This is a genomic window from Aquitalea aquatilis, assembly GCF_005155025.1.
Taxonomy (GTDB): Bacteria; Pseudomonadota; Gammaproteobacteria; order Burkholderiales; family Chromobacteriaceae; genus Aquitalea; species Aquitalea aquatilis.
In genome coordinates this window covers 4,108,513-4,131,193 of record NZ_CP039731.1, presented here as the reverse complement: position 1 = coordinate 4,131,193, position 22,681 = coordinate 4,108,513, and the positions used below count along the sequence as shown (strand labels likewise).

22 protein-coding genes are annotated in these 22,681 nt (G+C 61.9%); 3 read left to right on the top strand and 19 right to left on the bottom strand.

The window, feature by feature from the left end:
* Positions 1-19 precede the first annotated feature (19 nt).
* The gene (locus FAZ30_RS19195; RefSeq protein ID WP_137010048.1) at positions 20-1,114 is read right to left on the bottom strand and encodes a polyamine ABC transporter substrate-binding protein; all 1,095 of its coding nucleotides are present in this window, start codon (positions 1,112-1,114) and stop codon (positions 20-22) included.
* A 107-nt stretch (positions 1,115-1,221) separates the two neighbouring features.
* Between FAZ30_RS19195 and FAZ30_RS19190 the strand changes: the two genes are divergently transcribed.
* Positions 1,222-2,010: a helix-turn-helix transcriptional regulator gene (locus FAZ30_RS19190; protein WP_168190883.1), complete on the top strand. Its 789-nt coding sequence runs from the start codon at positions 1,222-1,224 to the stop codon at positions 2,008-2,010.
* 16 nt (positions 2,011-2,026) lie between these two features.
* On the opposite strand, the gene FAZ30_RS19185 is transcribed toward FAZ30_RS19190, so the two are convergent.
* The 18 genes from FAZ30_RS19185 to recA form a co-directional block, all read right to left on the bottom strand.
* Positions 2,027-2,380 (bottom strand): thioredoxin family protein, encoded by a 354-nt coding sequence (locus tag FAZ30_RS19185; RefSeq protein ID WP_137010046.1) that lies wholly within the window; start codon positions 2,378-2,380, stop codon positions 2,027-2,029.
* A gap of 8 nt (positions 2,381-2,388) precedes the next feature.
* Positions 2,389-2,862, bottom strand: a complete 474-nt coding sequence (locus tag FAZ30_RS19180) for an NUDIX hydrolase (protein WP_059284509.1) — start codon at positions 2,860-2,862, stop codon at positions 2,389-2,391.
* 433 nt (positions 2,863-3,295) lie between these two features.
* Positions 3,296-4,351 carry an alginate lyase family protein gene (locus tag FAZ30_RS19175; protein WP_124643607.1) on the bottom strand — a complete coding sequence of 352 codons (1,056 nt, stop codon included), beginning with the start codon at positions 4,349-4,351 and terminating at the stop codon, positions 3,296-3,298.
* Between the two features lie 161 nt (positions 4,352-4,512).
* Positions 4,513-5,136: a YecA/YgfB family protein gene (locus tag FAZ30_RS19170; protein WP_137010045.1), complete on the bottom strand. Its 624-nt coding sequence runs from the start codon at positions 5,134-5,136 to the stop codon at positions 4,513-4,515.
* A 77-nt stretch (positions 5,137-5,213) separates the two neighbouring features.
* On the bottom strand, positions 5,214-5,948 hold the full coding sequence (locus tag FAZ30_RS19165) for a proteasome-type protease (RefSeq protein WP_103523430.1): 735 nt from the start codon (positions 5,946-5,948) through the stop codon (positions 5,214-5,216).
* Between the two features lie 47 nt (positions 5,949-5,995).
* Positions 5,996-6,784, bottom strand: coding sequence for a transglutaminase family protein (locus FAZ30_RS19160; protein ID WP_137010044.1), 789 nt, complete (start codon positions 6,782-6,784; stop codon positions 5,996-5,998).
* Between the two features lie 27 nt (positions 6,785-6,811).
* Positions 6,812-7,744: an alpha-E domain-containing protein gene (locus tag FAZ30_RS19155; RefSeq protein ID WP_124643610.1), complete on the bottom strand. Its 933-nt coding sequence runs from the start codon at positions 7,742-7,744 to the stop codon at positions 6,812-6,814.
* Entirely contained in the window at positions 7,738-9,183 is a 1,446-nt protein-coding gene (locus FAZ30_RS19150) for a circularly permuted type 2 ATP-grasp protein (protein ID WP_124643611.1), read from the bottom strand. The genes FAZ30_RS19155 and FAZ30_RS19150 overlap by 7 nt, the downstream gene beginning before the upstream one ends.
* A 367-nt stretch (positions 9,184-9,550) precedes the next feature.
* On the bottom strand, positions 9,551-9,913 hold the full coding sequence (locus FAZ30_RS19145) for a roadblock/LC7 domain-containing protein (protein ID WP_059284502.1): 363 nt from the start codon (positions 9,911-9,913) through the stop codon (positions 9,551-9,553).
* A 49-nt stretch (positions 9,914-9,962) separates the two neighbouring features.
* Positions 9,963-10,595 carry a roadblock/LC7 domain-containing protein gene (locus FAZ30_RS19140; protein ID WP_124643612.1) on the bottom strand — a complete coding sequence of 211 codons (633 nt, stop codon included), beginning with the start codon at positions 10,593-10,595 and terminating at the stop codon, positions 9,963-9,965.
* Between the two features lie 2 nt (positions 10,596-10,597).
* Positions 10,598-11,140 (bottom strand): GTP-binding protein, encoded by a 543-nt coding sequence (locus FAZ30_RS19135; protein WP_124643613.1) that lies wholly within the window; start codon positions 11,138-11,140, stop codon positions 10,598-10,600.
* Between the two features lie 18 nt (positions 11,141-11,158).
* Positions 11,159-12,595 (bottom strand): hypothetical protein, encoded by a 1,437-nt coding sequence (locus FAZ30_RS19130; protein ID WP_137010043.1) that lies wholly within the window; start codon positions 12,593-12,595, stop codon positions 11,159-11,161.
* An 11-nt stretch (positions 12,596-12,606) separates the two neighbouring features.
* A complete protein-coding gene (locus tag FAZ30_RS19125; protein ID WP_137010042.1) occupies positions 12,607-14,082 on the bottom strand; it encodes a hypothetical protein in 1,476 nt (491 codons plus the stop codon).
* Positions 14,083-14,094: 12 nt separating this feature from the next.
* A complete protein-coding gene (locus FAZ30_RS19120) occupies positions 14,095-14,862 on the bottom strand; it encodes an oxygen-binding di-iron domain-containing protein (protein ID WP_137010041.1) in 768 nt (255 codons plus the stop codon).
* A 335-nt stretch (positions 14,863-15,197) separates the two neighbouring features.
* Positions 15,198-15,935, bottom strand: coding sequence for a substrate-binding periplasmic protein (locus tag FAZ30_RS19115; RefSeq protein WP_137010040.1), 738 nt, complete (start codon positions 15,933-15,935; stop codon positions 15,198-15,200).
* Between the two features lie 188 nt (positions 15,936-16,123).
* A complete protein-coding gene (gene alaS / locus FAZ30_RS19110; protein WP_137010260.1) occupies positions 16,124-18,757 on the bottom strand; it encodes an alanine--tRNA ligase in 2,634 nt (877 codons plus the stop codon).
* Positions 18,758-18,869: 112 nt separating this feature from the next.
* Positions 18,870-19,331 carry a recombination regulator RecX gene (gene recX / locus FAZ30_RS19105; RefSeq protein ID WP_124643617.1) on the bottom strand — a complete coding sequence of 154 codons (462 nt, stop codon included), beginning with the start codon at positions 19,329-19,331 and terminating at the stop codon, positions 18,870-18,872.
* A gap of 17 nt (positions 19,332-19,348) precedes the next feature.
* Positions 19,349-20,395: a recombinase RecA gene (recA, locus tag FAZ30_RS19100; protein WP_124643618.1), complete on the bottom strand. Its 1,047-nt coding sequence runs from the start codon at positions 20,393-20,395 to the stop codon at positions 19,349-19,351.
* A 160-nt stretch (positions 20,396-20,555) separates the two neighbouring features.
* On the opposite strand from recA, the gene hrcA reads away from it, so the two are divergent.
* On the top strand, positions 20,556-21,572 hold the full coding sequence (gene hrcA / locus FAZ30_RS19095) for a heat-inducible transcriptional repressor HrcA (protein WP_124643619.1): 1,017 nt from the start codon (positions 20,556-20,558) through the stop codon (positions 21,570-21,572).
* 32 nt (positions 21,573-21,604) lie between these two features.
* Positions 21,605-22,654 carry a lytic murein transglycosylase B gene (gene mltB, locus FAZ30_RS19090; RefSeq protein WP_137010039.1) on the top strand — a complete coding sequence of 350 codons (1,050 nt, stop codon included), beginning with the start codon at positions 21,605-21,607 and terminating at the stop codon, positions 22,652-22,654.
* The last annotated feature ends 27 nt before the right edge of the window (positions 22,655-22,681 follow it).

Here is a 22,681-nt window from a genome sequence, read left to right as displayed (position 1 = left end):
GTGGTCCCCGATATGCTGTTTAACGGCCGGTCTTGAAGTTGGCCCACAGGCGATTGAGCTGGCGCATCAGTTCTGGCGGCAGGCCTTGTACTGCCGTCAGCCGCTGCAGTGTGGCGCTATCCGGATTGACCACGGGGTCGTCACGAATCTCGCTCTTGACCAGGGCGTTGGCCGGCTTGTTGGCGCTCAGATAAAAGGTGCTGTTACTGATGTCGGCGTGTACGTCGGGCTTTTCGATGTAATTGAGCCACTTGTAGGCGGCGTTCAGGTTGGGTGCGTCCTTGGGGATGGCCATGACATCGAACCAGATCGCCGAGCCTTCTTTGGGGATGATGTAGTCGATCTGGAAGGGCTTTTTGCTGCTGCGGGCTTGCAGCCTGGCTTGCTGCACATCGCCGGACCAGCCGACCGCGAGGCACAGGTCGCCCAGTGCCAGATCGCTGACATAGCTGTTGCTGTTGAACTGGGTGATGTAGGGGCGAATGCCCTTGAGCAGCTCGAAAGCCTCTTGCAGGTCTTTGCTGCTGGCCTTGTTGATGTCCTTGTGCAGATAGCGCAGGGCGATGGCGGCGATGTCGGCCGGGGAGTCCAGCATGCCCACGCCACAGCTTTGCAGCCGTGACAGGTATTGCGGATTCAGCAGCATGGCCCAGCTGTCCAGTGGTGCGCCCGGGCCCAGCAACTGACGTGCCTTGCTGTTGATGGCCAGGCCGGTCGTGCCCCAGGTCCAGGGAATGGCATACTGGTTGCCCGGGTCCACGCTTTCCAGTTTCTGCATCAACTGCGGGTCAAGGTTTTTCCAGTTGGGAAGACGGCTCTTGTCCAGCTTCTGGTACAGCCCGGCCTGCAGCTGATTGCGCAGAAAGCCGGAGGACGGCACGACGACATCGTAGGCGGAATGCCCCACCAGCATTTTTGCTTGCAGGGTTTCCTCGCTGTCGAACGGGTCGTAGCGTACCTTGATGCCGGTTTCCCGTTCAAAACCGCTGACGGTGTTTTTGCCGGCATAATCTGCCCAGTTGAAGAAATTGAGTGTTTCGCTTGCCGAGGCGCTGGCGGCACCCAGGGTGCAGGCGGCGATGAGTAGTGCGCGTGGCAGTATGGCGTGCGACATGTTTGCTCCATGACAGCTTGATGACGGGCTTACTGTCGCAGAGCGGGCGGGGGCTGGCTGTCCTCGCTTGGGGGGACAAGAACAACAACAGCACAGGGGGAGGCAGCATGACCGAGGGGATGCACATACCGCTGGAGACCGCCGCAGAGCTGGTGGCCAGCTTGGGCGGGGCGGATTTTCCGCACCGGCTATGGCAATGGTTGCATGCGCGGATACCCCTGTGCCATCTGAGTGCGGCCCGCTTCAATCAGCACGGGGCGGATGCGGTGGTGCAGTCGGTGGACTGGCTGTTTTCCCGTAGCGAGGATGGCGCACAGGACAGCGAACCGGCACTGCTAAGCTATCTGGAAAAGCACTGGCGGCAGGACCCGCTGCTATCCCACATAACGCCCTTGCAGGATCCGCAGCTGGTGTTGATCCGGCATGAGGATATCGCGGCCCAGGATTATGTCGATGATGTGTTTCGCCGGCATCAGATCAGTGCCGAGTGCAATCTGCTGGGGCGGGCGGCTGATGGCGTGTATGCCCTGGCGCTATACCGGCAGCGCGATCAGGCGCCGTTTGCCCTGGATGAGCTGGCCTTGCTACGACGGCTGGTGGTCTTGCTGTTGCCGCTCTTGGTGCAGCATGCGCGCCTGACGGTATCGTTGCGTCGCTCCCAGCTGCCATCCTTGCCTCACCTGTTTGACAAGCGGCTGGCCACTGCCGGCATTCGCCTGTCGCCGCGCGAACAGGCAATGTGTCATTGCCTGCTGCAGGGCATGTCGGCGCAGGGCGCAGCAGTACAACTGGGCGTCAAGGAGTCCAGCTGCAAAACCTATATTGATCGTGCTTTTCTCAAGCTGGGGGTCAAAAGCAAGGCACAGCTGTATGGCTGGTGTCTGGCTTGTGTCTAGGTTAGGGCTCTTGGGTTCAGGGCTCTTCTGCGGCCGGGGCGGCCAGCAGCGTGTCCAGCGCGAGGTTGATGGCTTGTGCTTGCAGCGGGCTGTGCAGCTGGCCGTGGTAGTGGCCATCCACAAACAGCAGCAAGGTGGGCAGGTGGAAGATGTCGTACTGGTGTGCCAGCGCCATGCATTGCTGCACATCGACATAGGCCAGTTGCTGCAGCGCAGCCGGCTGCCATTGGCTCAATGCCTGCCGCCAGCTGCGACAGGCAGAGCAGCCCGGCTGGCCGAACAGGACCAGCGTATTGCCGGGCAGTGCCGGCAGGCGGTGATGAAAGTCGAATTCGTCCAGCGTCAGCCAGACGGGTGTGCTGGCTGGCATGGCCGTGTTCAGTCTACCTTGGCGATGTAGCGCGCCAGCCCCAGGATGGCACGCAGTGCCTGACCCTTGGCGGTTTCCTCGCCGCGCAGGCGTGCGTAGCGCCGCAGGATGGCGCGGCCTTCGACAAACAGGTCGACATCGGTATCCGGAGAGGACACCAGGGCGATCCGTTCGATTTCCCCTTGCGGCTTGGGCTGGCCCTGTGCAATGCACAGGTAAACCTTGTGGGCGTTATGCGGGGTGATGTGGTCAAACAGGTAAAGCATGGAGTTGATGCGCAGGCCGGTTTCTTCGCGGATTTCGCGAATCAGGGCCTGGGAGCGCAGTTCGCCCCGACTGGCCTTGCCACCGGGCAGATTGTAGCGACCGCCGCGTGCCGCCGTGACCAGAACGCCATCCGGCAGCTCAATGATGGCGGTAGCGCGTCTTGCCAGATCAGCCGGCAGCCGTTGATCCGGTTTTTTGTCGTCCAAAGTTCTCATTCGTCTCTATTAACAGATACGGGCCGCAAAATGGCGGCCCTTTTCTACAATCTATTCTAATTGAAGGAACTGGCAGGAACAAACAGTCAATGCTTCTTTATGTCAGATGGCAGTCAAATAGTCGATCTTCATACCAAAACATGTTTTTTCTTTAATTTATTACGGTAATAGTTTAAATCAAAAAAATTATTCGTAGACAGCCAATTCCCAGTAGTTGGCATGGGTATAGTAATTAGCAGCATGACATATGCAAAAGTGCCGGATTATTAAAGTCCCTGGCTGTTAATGGCAGACCGTCTGCTGCTGTCTTGGATGAAGGCAAATAAACCGGCACCAATTGGTTTCATGGGTGTGGACGGGTGGCTGATAAAGAATAACAGCAGCGCTTGATCACGACCGAATGCAATTTAATGAGCTGGCATTGCCCCTGCCTTCATGGCCAGCATTGGGTGATCCAGTCCGGGGTGGTGTCGCCGGTCAGCACCGGGCTGCGGTAGGCGGGTGACAGGCGGGCTGCCAGTGCGTAGAGATGACGGCTGGTGGCCGGCTGCCAGCTACCGGCGAAACCGGGCAGGCCGGCTTCGCGGCGGACATAGTCGAAGCGGACGCGTGAGTGGCCAAACTCCTGATGTTGCAGTTGGCCCTCGGCATACGGTCGCAGCCAGTCCAGGGCCTGCTGCAGGCTGCCACCTTGACGGCCTTTGCGCTCCAGCCATTGTTCTCCGGCCTGGCGGGCGGCAATGGCGGCGCGTACCAGCGCTTCCAGATCGTAGGTGACGTAGTGCAGGGCGTCCCTTTCCTGGAAGTCCCAGGTTTCGCCCTGGGCGCTGATATTGTTGGCGATGTGCTGCAGATAAAGCTCGCCGGCGGTTTTCAGCATGGCCTCATCCTGCAGGGCCACGGCGCTGAGGGTGATCAGCTTGATGCGGTGGCTGTTCCAGTTATTGATGAAGGTGCCGCTGAGCGGTGTCTTGGCCTGGCGGATGCGCAGGATGTAGCCCTTGGCCATGTTGCGCAGAAAAGTGGCAGTCTGCTGCTGGGTGGTGGCGGGCAGGCTGCGCGCAGTAATGGCATAGCTGTCGATCAGCGCGTCGAGGTCGGTTTCGTCGATGGGGTTGAACGAGATCTGATAGCTTTCGGTCCAGGCATCCAGATAGCGGGCCAGGGCGGCCAGCAAGCGCGGGTCGGCGCTGGCATACCAGGCGAGGGCAAAGTCACGCATGCGCGGCCAGTCACGTTTGGCCTTGACGCTCCGGTCGAATATGCCCTGATGCGGCAGGCTGCCTTCGGTATGGATGTGGGCGAGTGGTGCTGGCGGCACGCCCAGTTGCCGGATGGCGCGCTGTTGCAGTGAGTCGACAGCGGGGAGTCCGGGCTGGGGGCGGCACCAGTTGCCCATGTCGCGGGCTGGTAGGGTGGCGCTCCAGCTCAGGCCCAGCACAAGCATGAGTAGCAACCTGACTGGCAGGTGCAGCAGCGTGGTCAACATGGTGCAGATGTCCGGCACGCCAACAAGAGCAGGCTGGTCGGCGTGGTAGGGTGAGCCGTGGCGGGGTGAACGAAATGAAGCAGCCTATCCATTGAGTCTACTTCAAATCAAACCCGTTTGCCGTCTTGCCATTTGCTTGATAATGCCGGACCTTGTGCGGCCTAGTGCTGGCCGTCGGCTTCGTCCTGTTCCAGCTCGGCTTCCATTTGCGCACGGATGGCGGCAAAGAACTGGTGGATTTCCTGCACGGCAGGAGAAATGGCGGCCAGCCATTGTTCGCGCTGGCTGCTGTCGCTGTTGTCGATGTAGGGGCGCATTTCCGGGTCGGGGTGGCGTTCGAAAGCCAGCGCCATGATGGCCGTCAGGGCACTGGCATGCTCGGCATCGTCAAACAGCAGGTTCCAGTCGTCCTGTTGCAGCTGCATGCCTTCGACAAAGCCTTCGGCCCAGTCGTTGCCGTGTACCACGCCACTGGCGTCGGCATCCAGCCAGGGTTGGAACTCGCTGCCTTGCTGCAGGGTGTGGGCGATGTCCAGCCAGTGGCCCATCAGCAGCGCCACGAATTTTTCCAGATCCTTTTCGCTGCGGAAGGCCTGTTCGTCATCGAAGGCCTCGCCCAGAATCAGCGGCAGGCATTCAGTGGGCTTGATGGCCTCCGGCCCGCACAGCAGGGCGGTGAAGAAGCCATCCAGTTTTTCCAGGTTCATGCACTGCAGGCGCTGGAAGCGTTGCAGGGTATCGGACAGGCGTTGGTAGTCGTTATCCGTCAGCGGTGCGTGTTTCATCGGCGGGCATCTTTCAGTGGCAATGGCGCATTATCGCCGATAGGCCATGCGGCTGACCAATCTCAATTCTTGCCGGCTCATTCCTTCCAGCGCATCGGCGGCAAGGCGGCGAAGGCTTCGCGCAAGGCCTGGCCCCAGCCGGTATGCAGTTGCTGGAAATAGGGATCTTGCTCGGTGATGCGCTGGTGGATGCCGGGGCCGAAGTCGTCCTTGTCATACACCAGCATGTCGATGGGCAGGCCCACCGACAGATTGCTCTTCATGGTGGAGTCAAAGCTGATCAGCGCGCATTTGGCGGCGTCTTCCACCGGGGTGTGGTAGTTGACCACGCGGTCGATGATGGGCTTGCCGTATTTGGCTTCGCCGATCTGGAAGTAGGGTGTGTCCTGGGTGGCTTCGATGAAATTGCCCTGCGGGTAGATATTGAACAGCCGGGGTGCCTCGCCGCGGATCTGCCCGCCCAAGAGGAAGGAACAGCCCACTTCGATCTTGGACTGGCTCAGCGCCGGGCCGTCGCGCTCGGCGATTTCGCGCAGGGTATCGCCCACCAGACAGGCGGCATCGTACATGGAGGGGACGTTGAGGATGTTCTGCTCGTCCCGTCCGGCACTGGCGCGCTGACGCAGCAGGCTGACCACGCTCTGGGTGGTGGCCAGGTTGCCGGCGGACAGCAGCACCAAGAGCCGCTCGTCCGGCTGCTGGAAAAACTGCATTTTGCGGAAGGTGGACACATGGTCCACCCCGGCATTGGTGCGGGAGTCCGAGGCAAACAGCATGCCGGATGCCAGATTCATGGCGACGCAGTAAGTCATGATGCGGCTACTTGTGTGGTGGAGTTAAAGGCAATCTAGCCGGCTTGTTACTGGCCGTCCAGCCAGACGCGCGCCTGGGCGCTCATGCTTTCGGTGCCGCCGCCAAAGCGTACGCCGCGTACCGGGCAGGCATCCAGATAGTCCATGCCGATGGCCAGCTTGAGGTGATGCTCGTTGGCGGCCACCGCATTGGCCACGTCAAAGCTGTGCCAGGCACCGTCTACCCAGGCTTCGGCCCAGGCATGGCTGGAGACGTGGTCGGCGGCGTGGGCCGGCGAGTAGACATAGCCACTGACATAGCGCGCCGGGATGCCCAGCTGGCGGGCGCAGCTGAGAAAGACGTGGGTGTGGTCCTGGCAGACGCCGGCACCCTTGGCAAAGGCATCGGCCGCCGGTGTGTGGCTCTGGGTTTCGCCGGGCAGGAAGGGCATGTGTTCGCGTATGCCTTCTACCAGGCTTTGCAACTGGCTCAGGCTGGGGGTGGGCTGGCGATAGCCGGCAGCAAACTTGCGCAGTGCTTCGTCCGGGGTGGTCAGCTCGGTTTGGCGCAGGAAAAACAGTGGCGGCAGGGTGTCGCACACCGGTGCGGTATCCTCGGTTTCCACCGTGCCGCTGACCTTGATGCGGATTTCCTGGTGCGGGTAGTCCAGTGTCAGCACGTGCAGGATATTGCCGTAGCTGTCGGTACTGCGATGGGCCGACTCGGGCAATTCCAGTTGCCAGTCCAGAATACGCAGGCCATTGCCGCCCTGCGGAGTCAGGCGCAGATACTGGGTGCTGTGGCGCACCGGGCTGTCGTAGCGGTACAGCGTTTCGTGGCTGATAGCGAGTCTCATGACCATATCCTTTGGCGTTGCCTGGTATCAGGCGGTTTCCAGATAGCTGTGGTGAATTGCGCTGCCCAGCAGATTGATGTCGTCGATCAGGCTGTCCAGTGTCTGTTCCAGCCCGTCGGCAAAGATGTCCTCGATGCTGCTGTAGGTGAGCCGGGCCTGGATTTCGCTGGCGCGGCGGCGCGCGGCGCGGCCGGCCTGGCCTTCGATGCGTGCCAGTACCTTGTTGATTTCACCAAAGCAGGCGCGCAGGCTGCGCGGCATGTCGTTGCGCAGGATCAGCAGCTCGGCGACCCGCTGCGGGGTGATGCTGTCGCGATAGATGTCGCGGTAGGCTTCAAAGCCGGACACCGAGCGCAGCAGCGCGGCCCACTGGTAGTAGTCGAGGATGTTTTCCGCTTCCGGCTCGTTGTCGCTGATCTGCTTGGTTTTCACGTTGAGAATGCGCGCGGTGTTGTCGGCACGCTCCAGAAACGTCCCCAGCCGGGAGAAATGGAAGGTGTCGTTGCGCAGCATGGTGCCGTAGCCGGCACCGCGAAACAGGTGCGAGCGTTCGCGTACCCATTCCAGAAAGGTTGATGCGCTGCGGGTGTCCAGCCCGCGCCGTTGCCACTCGCGCATTTCCAGCCAGGTGCCGTTGACCTGTTCCCACATTTCCGAGGTGATCTTTACCCGCACAACGTGGGCGTTTTCGCGGGCGCTGCGCATGCAGTTGTAGATGCTGCCGGGGTTGTCGCCATCCAGCGCCAGATAGTGCAATACGGTCTGCGGGGTGGGGGTGCGGTGGCGCTGCAGAAAATTGGCGGTGCTGCCGGTGACATCCAGCGGCACCAGCAAGTCGTCCTGCGATGAGGCATGCAGCAGCGACATCTGCAGGCTGACATCCAGCAAGCGCGCGGTGTTCTCGGCGCGTTCCATATCACGTGCCATCCAGTACAGGCACCCTGCCATTCGGCTCAGCATGTGATGTCCTCCTTCAGAATCCAGGTGTCCTTGGTACCGCCGCCTTGGGATGAATTGACCACCAGCGAGCCTTCACGCAGGGCGACGCGGGTGAGGCCGCCGGCCACCAGCTGCACTTTCTTGCCGGACAGTACGAAGGGGCGCAGGTCGATGTGGCGCGGGGCAATGCCGGCCTCGACAAAAGTGGGGCAGGTCGACAGCGACAGCGTGGGCTGGGCGATGAAGTTGGCCGGGTCTTGCAGAATGCGCAGCCGGTAGGCGGCGATTTCCTCCTGCGTAGCTGCCGGGCCGACCAGCATGCCGTAGCCGCCGGCACCGTGGACTTCCTTCACCACCAGCTCGGGCAGGTGGTCCAGCACGTAGGCCAGATCTTCCGGCTTGCGCAGCTGCCAGGTGGGCACATTGTGCAGGATGGGTTCTTCGCCCAGATAAAAGCGGATCATGTCCGGCACATAGGGGTAGATGGACTTGTCGTCCGCCACGCCGGTCCCCACGGCATTGCACACGCTGACCCGGCCTTCACGATAGACCGACATCAGCCCCGGCACGCCCAGCATGGAACCGGCGTTGAAGGCCAGCGGGTCCAGATAGGCATCGTCCAGCCGGCGGTAGATCACATCCACCCGCTGCGGGCCGGAGGTGGTGCGCATGTAGACATGGCCGTTCTTGACGAACAGATCCTGCCCTTCCACCAGTTCCACCCCCATCTGGCTGGCGAGGAAGGCGTGTTCGAAATAGGCGCTGTTGTACTGGCCGGGGGTGAGCACCACCACGGTGGGGTTGTCCACCTCGGGCGGTGCCACGGCACGCAGGGTGTCCAGCAGCATATTGGGGTAGTGCTCGACCGGGGTGATGTCGTGGCTGGCGAACAGCTCGGGGAACAGCCGCATCATCATCTTGCGGTTTTCCAGCATGTAGCTGACGCCGGACGGGGTGCGCAGATTGTCTTCCAGCACGTAAAAGCCGCCATCGCTGTGGCGGATGATGTCCACCCCGGCGATGTGCGCGTACACCTGGCGCGGCAGGTCTATGCCCTGCATGGCCAGCTGGTAGCCGGCATTGGTGAGGATCTGCTCTGGCGGAATGATGCCGGCCTTGAGGATGTCCTGCTCGTGGTAGATGTCATGCAAAAAGCGGTTGAGTGCGGTGACGCGCTGGATGCAGCCGGCTTCCAGGGTTTTCCATTCGGCGGCGGAAATGATGCGTGGGATGGTGTCGAAAGGGATCAGCCGTTCGGCTCCGCTTTCGTCGCCGTAGACGGCAAAAGTGATGCCGACGCGGCGAAACAGGGTGTCGGCCTCGGCCTGCTTGTTGCGCAGCCAGTCGGGTGCTGCCTGGTTCAGCCAGCTGGCAAAATGCTGGTAGGACGGACGGACATCCTGTCCGGCAGCCAGCATCTCGTCGTAGTGGGTGTGATCTAGCGGTGTGATCTGGTGCATCGCGCATTCCCCCTTGGTGGCTTGTGCTGAACACTACGCAATAAGCATGCCCAGCCCGTGGCAACAGGCTGGCGGCGGACGGTGGCGCACGGCGGTGCAAGCGGGGACGGGCAGGAAGGAGGCGAGGTGGGGCTGTGCGCAGCAGTGTGCAGCACGCGGGCTCGGCCGCTTATTTTATAGGGATTGCTTAAGACAGGGTTGACGCACTACATAAACTGCCGCGTATGCACCGGATTGAACCGGGCCGGTCTCTGCTGGTGCGTGGCGGGCTTGAGAATGGTGCAGGCCGATTGGCCGCTAGCAGGGGGGCCGGGCAGGCGGCGCGTGAGAACCGCCTGCCGTGGTGCTGCTGCCGTGATGGCGGGGCTTACAGGATTTCGGCGATATTGCGCGCGGCGCGCTTGGCATCGAGGAAAATCAGCCCCAGCTTGGCTTCGCGGCGGGCAATCACGGTGAGTACGGCATCGCGGCCGGCATAGCTCATCAGGATGTAGCCGTTGTCGCCCTTCACCATCACCTGTTCCAGTTCGCCGCGTGCCAGTTCCTTGGCGGTGCGTTCGCCCAGCGACAGCATGGCTGCGGCCATGGCACCGACACGGTCTTCGTCCACATCCTGCGGCAGCAGGGCGGCCATGGTCAGGCCGTCGGATGAGATGATGGCCGACGCTTCGATATCGGCGGATGCACCGTTAAGGTCACTCAGGATGGACTTGAGCATCTGTTCACGCATGGTTTTCTCCAGTGGGTATTCTTGGCCCGCGCCGCGGGCTGCTTCTTGTTCAAGCGTAACGACGACTGAGTAGCTCGATCAGCGTCACGAAATGTTCGTCCTGCAGGCGTGGTGTGCCACCAATCACCAGCACGAAGGATTGCTGCCCGACATGCAGCGGGTAAAACCCCAGCTCGCTGTGGCCGGCCGGATTGCTGATGGCCCAGGCCAGGTTGCTGATGTTGAGGTTGTTTTTCAGCAGCAGGGCGTGGCGGCGGTTCAGCGAAATGATGTCGCCGGCCAGGGCGGCGATTTCCTCGGCCGACTCATGATGAAAGCCGGCGGTGGCGTAATACAGGCCGTTGTCGTCGGCCAGCAGGGCGCGCCCGTTGCCGGACAGCGCCGCCAGCAGCGAGGGCAGCTGGTTTTCCAGGTTGATGGCCAGCGGCGGGCGCGGCTGTTCGGTGCCGTGCACGAACTCCAGCCGCTGTAGCCGGTACAGGGTTTCCAGCCCTTTGCCCAGGTCGTTGCCACTCCATTCTTCCAGCAGGGCCTCGGTCAGCGGTACGGAATGGCCCAGCCGCAGGATCTGGGTCAGCAGAATGCGCGCGGCATCCTGCTCCGGACTGGACACGGCATAGTAGGCACCGGCGGGGCTGGCGATGGGGTAGAGCGTATCCTTGAGCGAAAGGTGGTCTGACATGATCAGCTTTCCAGCCCGGGGTCGATGGAGAACAGCAATGCCAGTACCAGCTTTTTCACGTCCTCGCGCGAGCGGGCATCGATTTCGAAAATGGGTGGCCGCATGTCGAATTTTTCCAGCAGGGCGGCATAGGTTTCAATGCTGGGGGTGGCGCGCAGATCGGTCTTGGTGACGCCGATCACCAGCGGTGCCGCCTTGAGCATGTCGCGGAAGGCATTGAGGAAAAACTGCAAATCCTTCACCGGATTGGCGCGGGTATTGTCCAGCAGCAGGATCAGGCCGATGCCGCCCTGGCTGAGGATGTCCCACATGAAGTCGAAGCGCTCTTGCCCCGGCGTGCCGTACAGGTGCACCTTGGTGCTCTCGTCCAGCATCAGTACGCCGTAGTCCAGCGCTACCGTGGTGGTGTCCTTGCGGTTCAGCGTCATGTCGGAGGCGCGGGCATCGGTGGTGACCGGTGCGATATCGCTGATGGCACCGATGGCGGTGGTTTTGCCGGCACCAACCGGGCCGGCGAAGATGATCTTGTTATCGTAAGCGCGCATGGGATTCCGTATTCCTGGTTACAGGCCAATGACCTTTTTCAGCAGGCGCGACAGCAATCTGCCGCTACTCTGTGCCGGCTTGGCCGGACTGGGGGCCGGTGCCGGGCTGCTGTTCTGCGGGCTGCTGGGGGCTGCCACCGTTTCCACCTTGCCGCCGGGGCGGACCGGCTCGGTGGAAATGACCGACAGCTGGGGGCTGCGGCTGGGCAGATCCAGAATGCCGATGCCGTAGGCAGCCGCCAGATAGTTGAACAGATCTTCCGGCGGTACTTTGAGCAGGCGGGTAATCAGTTTCAGATTGACCGGTGTGCGGGTCAGAAAAGCCGTGATGCGCATGGCCTCCGGAATGGGAGGCAGCCGCGTCAGATTGGGCCAGTAGCGCAGCCGGATCGGGGTGTCGGTGGCGATGCCGCGCATCAGCCGGCCTCGGCAAGTCCAGATGGCCAGCTGCCAGGCCAGGGTTTGCGGGCGGATTTCCAGCTGCGACGGGGTGACCGCACTGTTGGCATAAGGCTGCTGGTCGACCTCATGGCTGGGGGCGCTGCACAGCGGCTGCAGGGTTTCCAGTGGCTGCAGCAGCAGCGCCTTGTCCTGTGCCGGCAGCAATACCAGCACCGGGACTTCGCGCACCCGGATCACCGCGGCAGTGCGCTGGCGCAGCAGGCGTGCCACCAGGCCGAACAGGCCGGCGCTGGGGTCGAAACGTTCGAAGCTGATCTTGCCGCCAGCGCTGGCCGGGCTGCTCTGGCCCTCCGGCAGCATGCTGCGCACCACTTCCGCGGTGGCGGTGTCTGCACTGTGCTCGGCCTCGGGGACAGGGTCGGGCAGATCCATCAGTTGCGGCAGGTCGGACGGGGCCGGGCTTTGCTGTTGTTGCTGGGCGGCCGCGGCGGCACGGTGGGCCTGCTGCGACAGGGTAATGACCTCGTCCAGCGTTGGTGCCACGCTGGCCACATAGGCGGCAGCCGCGCTGTGGTCGCTGGCGGAACTGACGGGACTTGGGGAACTGGCAGAACTGGCCGGCACCACCACGGCGGCCGGCGTGACGGCAGCTGCTTGCGCTGCCTGTGACACGGCGGTGCTGAGCCGGATGGCTGGTGTGCGGTCATTGGCCAGCAGTTCGCGCATTTGCGGGAACAGGGTTTCGATGCGCACCGGCTTGCGCAACACGGCAGCCGGTGCTTCGCCGGCACGGGGCGGGGTAGTGGTGACAATCAGCGCCGGCAGATGCGGGTGGCTGGCGCGGAAATCATGCCAGGCATTCCAGCCGTCCACGCTGTCGACATCGACAATCGCCAGGTCGGGCGCATGGCCGGGGGCTTCGTCCAGCAACTGGTATAGCTGGTGCGAATGGTGCATGCGAAAGGCCATGCGGAAGACCGATAGCTTGCGCGGGTCCATGCCCACCGGCATGACGGTGATGAGCTGGGGTTGGGGTGCGTTGCTGAGCATCATGATCCGGGTTCTCAGGCCGCAAGCCGGTGCTGGTTGAGGCGTTGTTGCATGGTCTGGACGAAGCGGCCGAGCATGCCGGTGATTTCTTCCGGCGGTGTGGCGAGTCGGTCCCTTATCTGTTTGGCCAGCCAGGTGAAGCGGGCCAGGTCGCCCAGGTGTTCGTACAGGTTGAGCAGTGGCGGATAAAGTTGGGCCTCGGCCGGACTGGCAAGAATGGCGGTTTCCAGGGTCTGGATGGCCATGTCGATCTGGCCGAATTCGATGAACTGTTCGGCCTCGCTCAGGGCGTTGTCGAGCGGGCTGGCAGTAGCCGGCGAGTGATCCGCCGTCACCAGTTGCCGCCACTGCGGCGGCGTGCTCACCGGCTGGATGTAGGCGAAGCGGCGGCCCAGTTCTTCCAGTGCCAGCCGGTCGGGCTGGGATTCCAGCGCGAGCAGCAGCGGGTGCTGACCCAACTGGCAGCCCAGCTGCAGTAGCTGCTGCTTCAGTTGATGACCGAAATTGCCCACGCTGACATGAAACTGCCACAGGTAGCGGCAGAACAGCGGCAGGTTGCGCGTCATATAACAGGCGCGCAGGGTGTCGATCAGCCGTGTCAGTGCCGCGTCCGGTGCGCTGGCCAGCTGTTGCAGGGCCGGCAGGGCCGCGGCGGGCTGGTGGCAGGCCAGCAGGATGCGCGCTTGCCGCTCCGCTGGCAGCAAGCTGGTCAACAGGTCGATTTCGCGCTGGCTGAGCGGTGCCAGTTCGGCCTGGCCGACCAGCAGCGGTACCCGCTGCATCTGGCTGGCCAATTGCACGGCTTCATCCGCACTCACGGCCGGCTGGCCCGGGGTTTGCATCACGGTGCGCAGCAGCAGGTCTTCATTGTTCGTCGCCGGCAGCTGATCGCCCAGTTGCCGGTTCACTTCTTCGATGCCCAAGCCCAGCCGGCTTTCGGCCAGTACGCGCAAGGCCAGGTTTTGCGGGTCTTGCTGCAGGCCGGCGAATACCGCCTCGGTCAGTTGCTGGCGGTCCAGCAAGCTGCGTTCGTGCAGGCGCTCCAGCATGTCGCTGTAGTCGTCTATCCAGTCCAGTTGCAGATAGAGTTCGGCCAGGCGGCGGACATGTGCCGGTGCATTGCTGGACGGGCCGTCGACATAGGTGCGCAGGGCGAGGGCGGCTTGTTCCAGGTAGCCGAACTCAAGAAAAACCTCGATTTCCGCCAGGGCATCCAGATCGTCCACCTCGTAGGACAGGGTCTGGTCTTCGCTGTCTTCGGGTGGGGTGTCAGTTGCCGGCGGCTGTTCCGGCTCTTTGGCCGGGCGTGCCGGCTGGCGGATGACGGCTTCGGGCAGCAGATCCGGGCGGCGTGGCATGCTGTTGCTGCTGGGCTGGCGACGCAGCAGAGTGCGCAGCGTCATGCCGATGAGCAGCAGCAATACGGCCACGGCGGCCAGCGCCTCGGGCGAGGTGCTCAGTTGATCAAGCAGAGGGGCGAAACTGTTCATGCGCGGTGCCGCTCAATCCAGGGTGAAGTCGGCGGTGGTGATCAGGTCCGTGCCACACTCCAGGGTTTCAAACCAGTCGAGGAAGCGCTTGACCATGTCCTTGCCTTTGAACGAGCCGCCGTGCTGCGGCACGATCCACTCCACGTCCAGCTGGCGCACCATTTGCACCCACAGCCGGCAGGCCTTGTTATTGGTCATGTAGCGCTTGTGAAAGCCCAGCATGTGGCTGTCGATCAGATGGGCGTCGAAGTCGCTTACCGGTTTGCCGGCTTCGTGGCCATCCATCAGCGAAGCGCCGATGTCGCCGGAGAACAGGATTTTGCTGATGGGGTCGTACACCTGGAAGAAGCCGACGGTATGCAGATAGTGCGCCGGTACCACCTTGAGGGTGGATTCGCCCAGTGTGACATTCATGCCGCGCGGCGGAATGGGAATCAGCCGGCCTTCGGTCACGCCGCGAATACAGAAGTGCGGCAGAAAGCGCACCCATTCCTGGGCGATGATGATCTGGGCATCGGTGATCAGCAGCCAGCCATTGGCCGAGGCGATGATGTCCGGGTCCTGGTGCGAGGCAAAAATATAGCGGGTGTGCGAGGGCAGGAAGTAATCGGCCAGTTCGGCGATCAGGTGCTTGTAGGTGAGGTTGCCACCGGGGTCCAGCAGCATGCCGTCACCCTTGTCGATGATGGCAAACTGGTTGGACTGGATGCCTTCACCCTGTACCAGTTCGGTAAAGGCGACGCATTTGTGATTGCCATCATCGTAAAGCACCAGAGCCATGGCTGTTCCTTGCGTGAAAATTGCCGTCAGAGGGGAAATCCGGCAGACAATTCTGCTGACGCGGCCCGACCCGGCTAGAGTCTGCTGTCCGCCGTCATCAATACTTGTGAGAAGGTGTTTATTATTTTCATTTCGATATAAATCGTTTTGATATGAGTCAAGGATGGCGGAAATGCAGGCTGAATATTCAATCGGAATATAAGTTTTGCAGGCCAAAGGGAATGTGCATTGAATATCAGGGACTTCTGACACGGCGGCCCACCGCGCCCCGCAGGGTGGCTTTGCCGCTGGCATGCAGGGCGCTGGCAGCTTGCCGCAGGGGCTGCGGCAGCTGGCTAATGGGCTTTCAGTTGGCGCATGGCCTCGGTGATGGCCCGGACGATGGCCGGGTCGGTTTGCGGGTTGGCCGCCAGGTAGAGTTCCTCGCCTTGCGGCATGTTCAGCACGGGCTGGAACTGCTCATCCGGCATTTTCAAACGTGCCAGCTGGCTGCGTAGCTGCTCGGGATCGGCAATCAGCAGCTGTGCGGCACCGCTCAGCAAGAGTCGCGGGCATTCCTGTGGGCTATTGGTGGTGAGGAACTGGCTGTTTTGCACGAAACCGGCTTTGATCAGGAATTCTTCCTGCACGTCGTGGTTGCCAACACAGACCTTGCAACAGCTTTTCACTTGCTCCAGCGACTGGGGCTCCGCCGTGGTGTCGCTGCTCAGCCGATAGAAAACCCGCTGCATGTGGCCAAGCGGCCCCAGCCAGACAAACTGCTTTTCGCGTGTGCTGGTGCGGGCAATGGAGTAGATCAGGGTATTGGGACGGGTGGCGGCGATGCGATAGGCCCTGGCCCAGGGCAGTACCTGGATATCGGCCTTCAGCCCGGCGTGCGCCAGAATGTCTTTGACCAGCTGGGTATTGCGCCCGGCGACATTGCCCTGGGCATCGATGGTGCTGAGCCAGGACGAGTTTTCTGTCACCACCAGCAGCTTGCCGTCGGCCACGGCAGCGCCAGGCAGACAGAAGCACAGCGCCAGCAGCAGCGTGTGGCCTAGCCGGGCAAGGGTAGAGCGGCAGCTGGTCATGATCAGGCTCTCCGGTGATGGCTCATTTTGAGCTAACAAAAACCTGGCGCGGCGTTGCGCCTGCTTGCCCCAGGGGCGCTGCGCTATATTGTTCGCCGCGTTCGGTCTGTAACAAAGTATAAACGCTGCAAATGACAAAAGCCGCAGGGTATGCCCCCGCGGCTTTATCCTTGCTAACAGTCAGCTGTTTACAGCTTGCCGTCCAGCCAGGCCGGCAGGCTGGCGAGCGCCGCTGCTAGGTTTTCCGGCTGGGTGCCGCCTGCTTGTGCCATGTCCGGACGACCACCGCCCTTGCCACCCACTTGCAGGGCGACCTGGTTGACCAGCTCGCCGGCCTTGACCTTGCCGGTCAGGTCCTTCGAGACGCGGGCAATCAGGCTGACCTTGCCGTCGGCCACGCAGGACAGCAGCGCCAGGCCGCTTTCCAGCTTGTCCATCACCTTGTCGCTCATGTCGCGCAGGGTGGCGGCGTCGATGTCCTCGATCTTGCAGATCAGGCAAGCCACGCCCTTGATGCTTTGCTGCTGGCTGGCCAGCAACTGGTCGAGCTGACCCAGTGCCAGTTGGCCCTTCAGCTGTTGCGCCTGTTTCTGCGCGGCTTTCAGTTCGGCCTGCAGTTTTTCCAGCTTGGACAGCAGTTCGCCCGGCTGGGCCTGAGCGATGGCGGCGGCAGCTTTCAGTTCGCCATCCTGTGCCTGTACCAGTGCCACGGCACCTTCGCCGGTGACGGCTTCGATACGGCGCACGCCAGCAGCCACGCCGGTTTCGGCAATGATCTTGAACAGGCCGATGTCACCGGTGCGCTTGACGTGAGTACCGCCGCACAGTTCGGTGGAGAAGTCGCCCATTTTCAGTACGCGCACGGTGTCGCCGTACTTTTCGCCGAACAGGGCAATCGCCCCGGCCTTGATGGCGTCGTCGTAGGACATGTGGCCGACGCTGACTTCCACGTTATGGATGACCACGCGGTTGACGATGCGCTCCACTTCCGCCAGTTGTTCAGCCGATACCGGCTCGTTGTGGGCGAAGTCGAAGCGGGCACGTTCCGGGTTCACCAGTGAACCCTTCTGGGCCACGTGTTCACCCAGTACATGGCGCAGCGCGGCATGCAGCAGGTGGGTAGCCGAGTGGTTGCGTGCGGTGGCCGCGCGCTGGTGCAGGTCGATGGTGGCGCTCACGCTGTCGCCCACCTTCAGGCTGCCGCGTGCCAGACGGCCCTTGTGGCCGAATACTGCGGCTTGCACCTTCTGGGTGTCGGCCACGTCGAACAGTGCAGCGACGCCGCCCTGAGCGGAGATTTCACCGACATCGCCCACCTGACCGCCGCCTTCGGCGTAGAAGGCGGTGTTGTCCAGTACCACGATGCCTTCGTCGCCGGCCTCCAGCTGCTGTACGGCTTCATTGCCCTTGTACAGCGCCAGCACTTTGGCATCCACGCTGGTGGATTCGTAGCCGTTGAACACGGTATCGGCACCGCTATAGTCGACATTGCCGGCCATCTTGAAGGACGAGGCAGCACGGGCGCGTTCGCGCTGGGCTTCCATCGCCTTGTCAAAACCGGCCTGATCCACTTCCACTTCGCGTTCGCGGCAGATGTCGGCGGTCAGGTCCAGCGGGAAGCCGAAGGTGTCGTACAGTTTGAAGGCGGTTTCGCCGTCCAGTACCTTGCTGTTGGCGGCCAGTGCGGTTTCCAGCAGTGCCATGCCCTTGTCCAGGGTTTCGGCAAAGCGCAGTTCTTCCTGGCGCAGGCTGTCTTCGATCTCGGCCTGTTTCTGACGCAGTTCCGGATAGGCATCGCCCATTTCAGCGGCCAGATCAGCCACCAGCTTATGGAAGAACAGACCCTTCTGGCCCAGCTTGTAACCGTGGCGGATGGCGCGGCGGATAATGCGACGTAGCACATAGCCACGGCCGTCGTTGGACGGAATCACGCCATCGGCAATCAGGAAGGAACAGGCGCGGATGTGGTCGGCAATCACCTTGAGCGAGGGGATGTCCATGCTGAAGGGCACGCCGGTTTCACGGGCAGCGGCTTTCAGCAGGTTCTGGAACAGGTCGATCTCGTAGTTGGCATGTACGTGTTGCAGTACGGCCGAGATACGCTCCAGGCCCATGCCGGTATCCACCGACGGCTTGGGCAGCGGGTTCATCGCGCCGGTTTCGTCGCGGTTGAACTGCATGAACACGTTGTTCCAGATTTCGATGAAGCGGTCGCCGTCTTCTTCCGGGCTTCCCGGAGGGCCGCCCCAGATGTGCTCGCCGTGATCGTAGAAAATTTCGGTACACGGGCCGCAGGGGCCGGTGTCGCCCATCTGCCAGAAGTTGTCCGAGGCGTAGGGCGCGCCCTTGTTGTCGCCGATGCGGACAATCTTGTCGGCCGGTACGCCGATTTCCTTGTTCCAGATATCAAAGGCTTCGTCGTCGGTGGCGTATACCGTCACCATCAGCTTGTCCTTGGGCAGCGCCAGCCATTGCTCGCCGGTGAGGAATTCCCAGGCGAAGTGGATGGCATCACGCTTGAAGTAGTCGCCGAAGCTGAAGTTGCCCAGCATTTCGAAGAAAGTATGGTGGCGCGCGGTGTAGCCGACGTTTTCCAGGTCGTTGTGCTTGCCGCCGGCGCGTACGCATTTCTGGCTGGTGGTGGCGCGGCTGTAAGGGCGCTTGTCAAAGCCGAGGAACACGTCCTTGAACTGGTTCATGCCGGCATTGGTAAACAGCAGGGTGGGATCTTCCCACGGTACCAGCGAACTGGAAGCTACTACCTGGTGGCCTTTGGAGGCGAAGAAATCCAGGAATTTCTGGCGAATTTCTGAGGTTTTCATGTCGTTTTCGTCGAGATTGAATTCGTTGGCATCGGCGTGGGGGCTGATGCTGAGCATGCTGGATTGTGTCAAGCCACAACAAGGCTGGCAAGGGCTTCGGCTCCGGCCGCGCTCAGTCTGCGCTGTCCGGCGGGAAATCTTCATCCATGGGGCTGCCTGCCATCACCTTGCGGATGATGTCCATGCCAAAGCCGCGCGCGGCCAGAAAGCGCATCTGGCGGGCTCTTTCCTGCGGGGTGTCGGCTACGCTGCCGAATTTTCTTTCCCACTGGCTGCGGGCCAGGCTCAGGTCGTCGCGATCTTCCAGTACCTGGGCGATGTCTTCCTTGCCCACACCACGTTGGCGCATTTCCTGTTGCAGGCGGCGGCTACCGTATTTCTGGCCCTTGATATCGGCAAACTGCTGGGCAAAACGGCTATCGGACTGCCAGTTACGCTCGGCCAGTTCGTCCAGCAGGGTGGCCAGTTGCTCTGGGCTTTCGGCAAACGGCGCGAGCCGCCGCTCCAGTTCCCGCCGGGTGTATTCCCGGCGGGACAGGAGATCGACGGCTCGCGCCTTCAGGCTTTTTTCCATCGACAAGCCGGTGCGTTTCACACGTCCAGCGTATCGTCGGCCAGCTCTTCGTCGTTCTCGGTAATTTCTACCTTGATGCCGACGGCGTCACGGATCTTGGCTTCGATTTCCTGGGCAATGGCCGGATTGGATTTCAGCCATTCGCGGGTATTGTCCTTGCCCTGGCCGATTTTCTGGCCGTTATAGGCATACCAGGCACCGGACTTGTCAACAAAGCCATGCTTGACGCCCAGCTCGATGATTTCGCCTTCGCGGCTGATGCCTTCGCCGTACAGGATGTCGAAATCAGCCTGGCGGAACGGCGGCGATACCTTGTTTTTCACGACCTTGACGCGGGTCTCGTTACCGATGACTTCGTCACCCTTCTTGATGCCGCCAACGCGACGGATGTCCAGGCGCACCGAGGCGTAGAACTTCAGCGCGTTACCACCGGTGGTGGTTTCCGGGTTGCCGAACATCACGCCGATCTTCATGCGGATCTGGTTGATGAAGATCACCAGGGTGTTGGTGCGCTTGATGTTGGCGGTCAGCTTGCGCAGGGCCTGGCTCATCAGGCGGGCTTGCAGGCCAACGTGGCTGTCGCCCATTTCGCCTTCGATTTCCGCCTTGGGGACCAGGGCAGCCACCGAGTCGATCACGATCACGTCCACGCCGCTGGAACGGACCAGCATGTCGCAGATTTCCAGTGCCTGCTCGCCGGTATCCGGCTGGGAAATCAGCAGGTCTTCCACCTTTACCCCCAGCTTCTGGGCGTAGATCGGGTCCAGTGCGTTTTCGGCATCGATATAGGCGCAGGTGCCGCCCAGCTTCTGTGCTTCGGCCACGGCCTGCAGACACAGCGTGGTTTTACCGGAAGATTCCGGGCCGTAGATTTCCACGACACGGCCACGCGGCAGACCGCCGATACCCAGCGCCAGGTCCAGGCCCAGCGAGCCGGTGGAAACCACCTGCAGGTTTTCATTGATCTGGTTGTCGCTCATCCGCATGATCGACCCCTTGCCGAACTGCTTTTCGATCTGGGCAAGGGCAGCCGCCAATGCGCGGCTCTTGTCTTCTGACGCCATGCTGTCTCCAATTGCGTGTAGTGGGACCAATAGATGGGGGATTATCGCACAAAGCCAAGAGCCGACAAATGCGAATGGCAGCTTGAAATGACGCCAACACGCGCAACATGGTATTGATGGAGAGGCTGGCCGGAATCGCCCGGTCAGGTAAAATGAGAGCATGATGAACGAGCGCGCACAACGTCTGCTGAAAACGCTGATCGAACGCTATATCGCCGATGGTCAGCCGGTGGGATCGAAAACCCTGTCCATGCTGTCTGGCATGGAGCTGTCGTCCGCGTCCATCCGCAACATTCTGGCCGATCTGGAAGGCATGGGGCTGATTGCCTCGCCGCACACTTCGGCCGGACGCATTCCCACGGCCAAGGGCTATCGCCTGTTTGTCGATCACCTGCTCACCATCCAGCCGCTGGAAGAACTGGCGATGCGCGAGCTGCAAAGCAGCCTGCAGCCGGACAGTCCGCAGCGCATTGCCCAGGCGGCGTCCACCCTGCTGTCCGACCTCACTCATTTTGCCGGGGTGGTGGTGACGCCGCAGCGTTCCGACGTGGCCTTCCGCCAGATCGAATTCCTGCGGCTGTCCGAGCGGCGCATCCTGATGATTCTGGTGACGCTGGATGGCGATGTGCAGAACCACTTGCTGTCCACCGAGCGCGATTACAGCCCCAGCGAGCTGATCGAAGCCGGCAATTTCATCAGCCAGCATTACGCCGGCCAGGGCCTGAGCGCCATTGCCAGCCTGGTGGCTACCGAACTGCGCGAACTGCAGGGCAATATCACCGAGCTGATGTCGGCCGCAGTACGTTTTGGCCAGAGTTCGCTGGGCAGCCCCAGTGATGCGGTGGTGATTGCCGGCGGCATGAATCTGCTGAATGTGCGCGACCTGTCGGAAGACCTGTCGCGCTTGCGTGAGCTGTTTGCCACTTTCGAGCGCAAGACCGAACTGTTGAAACTGCTCAACCAGGGCCAGGAAGCCCAGGGTGTGAACATTTTCATCGGCGAAGAGTCTGGTGTGATGACGCTGGACGAGTGTTCGGTGGTGACTGCGCCTTATCGCATCAACGGCCTGGTGGTCGGTACACTGGGTGTGGTCGGCCCCACCCGCATGGCCTATGAGCGGGTGATTCCCATCGTGGACATCACCGCCAGACTGGTCTCCAGCGCGCTCTCCTACTAAGCCGCCACGACGGCACCAAACGGAACCCCCTGATGAAACGATTGTTGATGGCTGCCGCCCTTGCCGGCGGCGTGATGTCTTCCCTGGCGCAAGCCGATGCAGCTTTTCTGGCCCGCCCCGATGTACAGCGCTATATCGACGAGCAGGTCGCCAGTGGCGTGTTCAATCGCCCGGAGCTGGAGGCGGTGTTTGCCAATGTGGAAATCAAGCCCAATATCATCGCCATTCTCGACAAGCCTTCCACTTCGCGGCCGTGGTATCAGTTCCGCTCCAGCTTTTATAACGAGCGCCTGCTGAAGAGCGGCGTGGCCTTCTGGCAGCAGCATGCCGCCGCCTTGCAGCGTGCCGAGCAGGTATACGGCGTGCCGCCGGAAATGGTGGTGGCCATTCTGGGCATCGAAACCAATTATGGTCGCAATACCGGTAGCTTCCGTCTGGCGGATGCGTTGTCCACCATCGCCTTCAACTACCCGCGCCGCGCCGAGTATTTCCGTGGCGAGCTGACCGAATTCCTCAAGCTGGCCAAGGAAGAGCGCATCGACCCGCTGTCGCTGAAAGGCTCTTACGCCGGGGCCATGGGCCTGCCGCAATTCATGCCGTCCAGCTTCCGCAAATGGGCGGTGGATTTTGATGGCAGCGGCCATCGCGATATCTGGAACAACGTCGACGATGCCATTGGCAGCGTGGCGCATTACTTCCAGCTGCAAGGCTGGCGTCATGGCGACGACGTGATCGTGCCGGCAGCCGTGCAACCCGGCGTGGATGTCAGTGTGCTGGTGGCCGACAAATTCAATCTGCACCTGACGGTGGGCGAACTCAAGGCACGTGGCGTGTTGCCGCAGGCCCAGGTGGCCGACCAGGTGCCCGCCGTGCTGGTGCCGCTGGAAACCGCGCCGGGTGTTACCGAGTACTGGCTGGGGCTGAACAATTTCTACGTCATCACCCGCTATAACAAGAGCACCTTGTATGCCAAGGTGGCACAGGAACTGGCCGCCGAACTGCGCCTGCGTTATCTGAATGCCCAGGCGCTGCAGGCGGCCCAGCCGGCCGCCACGGCAGCCGAGCCGACCCCGGCCCAGTAAGGCCGGGCCAGCCGGCAGGCGGCTCCA

What these genes read in the sequence shown, in the direction of transcription:
- FAZ30_RS19185 (WP_137010046.1), bottom strand. Translation starts at nt 2,380, where the DNA reads ATGCCAGCCAGCACACCCGTCTGGCTGACGCTGGACGAATTCGACTTT.
- hrcA (WP_124643619.1), top strand. Translation starts at nt 20,556, where the DNA reads ATGATGAACGAGCGCGCACAACGTCTGCTGAAAACGCTGATCGAACGC.
- FAZ30_RS19120 (WP_137010041.1), bottom strand. Translation starts at nt 14,862, where the DNA reads ATGGCTCTGGTGCTTTACGATGATGGCAATCACAAATGCGTCGCCTTT.
- FAZ30_RS19170 (WP_137010045.1), bottom strand. Translation starts at nt 5,136, where the DNA reads ATGAAACACGCACCGCTGACGGATAACGACTACCAACGCCTGTCCGAT.
- FAZ30_RS19175 (WP_124643607.1), bottom strand. Translation starts at nt 4,351, where the DNA reads ATGTTGACCACGCTGCTGCACCTGCCAGTCAGGTTGCTACTCATGCTT.
- FAZ30_RS19155 (WP_124643610.1), bottom strand. Translation starts at nt 7,744, where the DNA reads ATGCTGAGCCGAATGGCAGGGTGCCTGTACTGGATGGCACGTGATATG.
- FAZ30_RS19130 (WP_137010043.1), bottom strand. Translation starts at nt 12,595, where the DNA reads ATGATGCTCAGCAACGCACCCCAACCCCAGCTCATCACCGTCATGCCG.
- FAZ30_RS19135 (WP_124643613.1), bottom strand. Translation starts at nt 11,140, where the DNA reads ATGCGCGCTTACGATAACAAGATCATCTTCGCCGGCCCGGTTGGTGCC.
- FAZ30_RS19125 (WP_137010042.1), bottom strand. Translation starts at nt 14,082, where the DNA reads ATGAACAGTTTCGCCCCTCTGCTTGATCAACTGAGCACCTCGCCCGAG.
- FAZ30_RS19115 (WP_137010040.1), bottom strand. Translation starts at nt 15,935, where the DNA reads ATGACCAGCTGCCGCTCTACCCTTGCCCGGCTAGGCCACACGCTGCTG.
- FAZ30_RS19165 (WP_103523430.1), bottom strand. Translation starts at nt 5,948, where the DNA reads ATGACTTACTGCGTCGCCATGAATCTGGCATCCGGCATGCTGTTTGCC.
- FAZ30_RS19180 (WP_059284509.1), bottom strand. Translation starts at nt 2,862, where the DNA reads ATGAGAACTTTGGACGACAAAAAACCGGATCAACGGCTGCCGGCTGAT.
- FAZ30_RS19190 (WP_168190883.1), top strand. Translation starts at nt 1,222, where the DNA reads ATGACCGAGGGGATGCACATACCGCTGGAGACCGCCGCAGAGCTGGTG.
- recA (WP_124643618.1), bottom strand. Translation starts at nt 20,395, where the DNA reads ATGGCGTCAGAAGACAAGAGCCGCGCATTGGCGGCTGCCCTTGCCCAG.
- recX (WP_124643617.1), bottom strand. Translation starts at nt 19,331, where the DNA reads ATGGAAAAAAGCCTGAAGGCGCGAGCCGTCGATCTCCTGTCCCGCCGG.
- mltB (WP_137010039.1), top strand. Translation starts at nt 21,605, where the DNA reads ATGAAACGATTGTTGATGGCTGCCGCCCTTGCCGGCGGCGTGATGTCT.
- FAZ30_RS19140 (WP_124643612.1), bottom strand. Translation starts at nt 10,595, where the DNA reads ATGTCAGACCACCTTTCGCTCAAGGATACGCTCTACCCCATCGCCAGC.
- alaS (WP_137010260.1), bottom strand. Translation starts at nt 18,757, where the DNA reads ATGAAAACCTCAGAAATTCGCCAGAAATTCCTGGATTTCTTCGCCTCC.
- FAZ30_RS19150 (WP_124643611.1), bottom strand. Translation starts at nt 9,183, where the DNA reads ATGCACCAGATCACACCGCTAGATCACACCCACTACGACGAGATGCTG.
- FAZ30_RS19145 (WP_059284502.1), bottom strand. Translation starts at nt 9,913, where the DNA reads ATGCGTGAACAGATGCTCAAGTCCATCCTGAGTGACCTTAACGGTGCA.
- FAZ30_RS19160 (WP_137010044.1), bottom strand. Translation starts at nt 6,784, where the DNA reads ATGAGACTCGCTATCAGCCACGAAACGCTGTACCGCTACGACAGCCCG.
- FAZ30_RS19195 (WP_137010048.1), bottom strand. Translation starts at nt 1,114, where the DNA reads ATGTCGCACGCCATACTGCCACGCGCACTACTCATCGCCGCCTGCACC.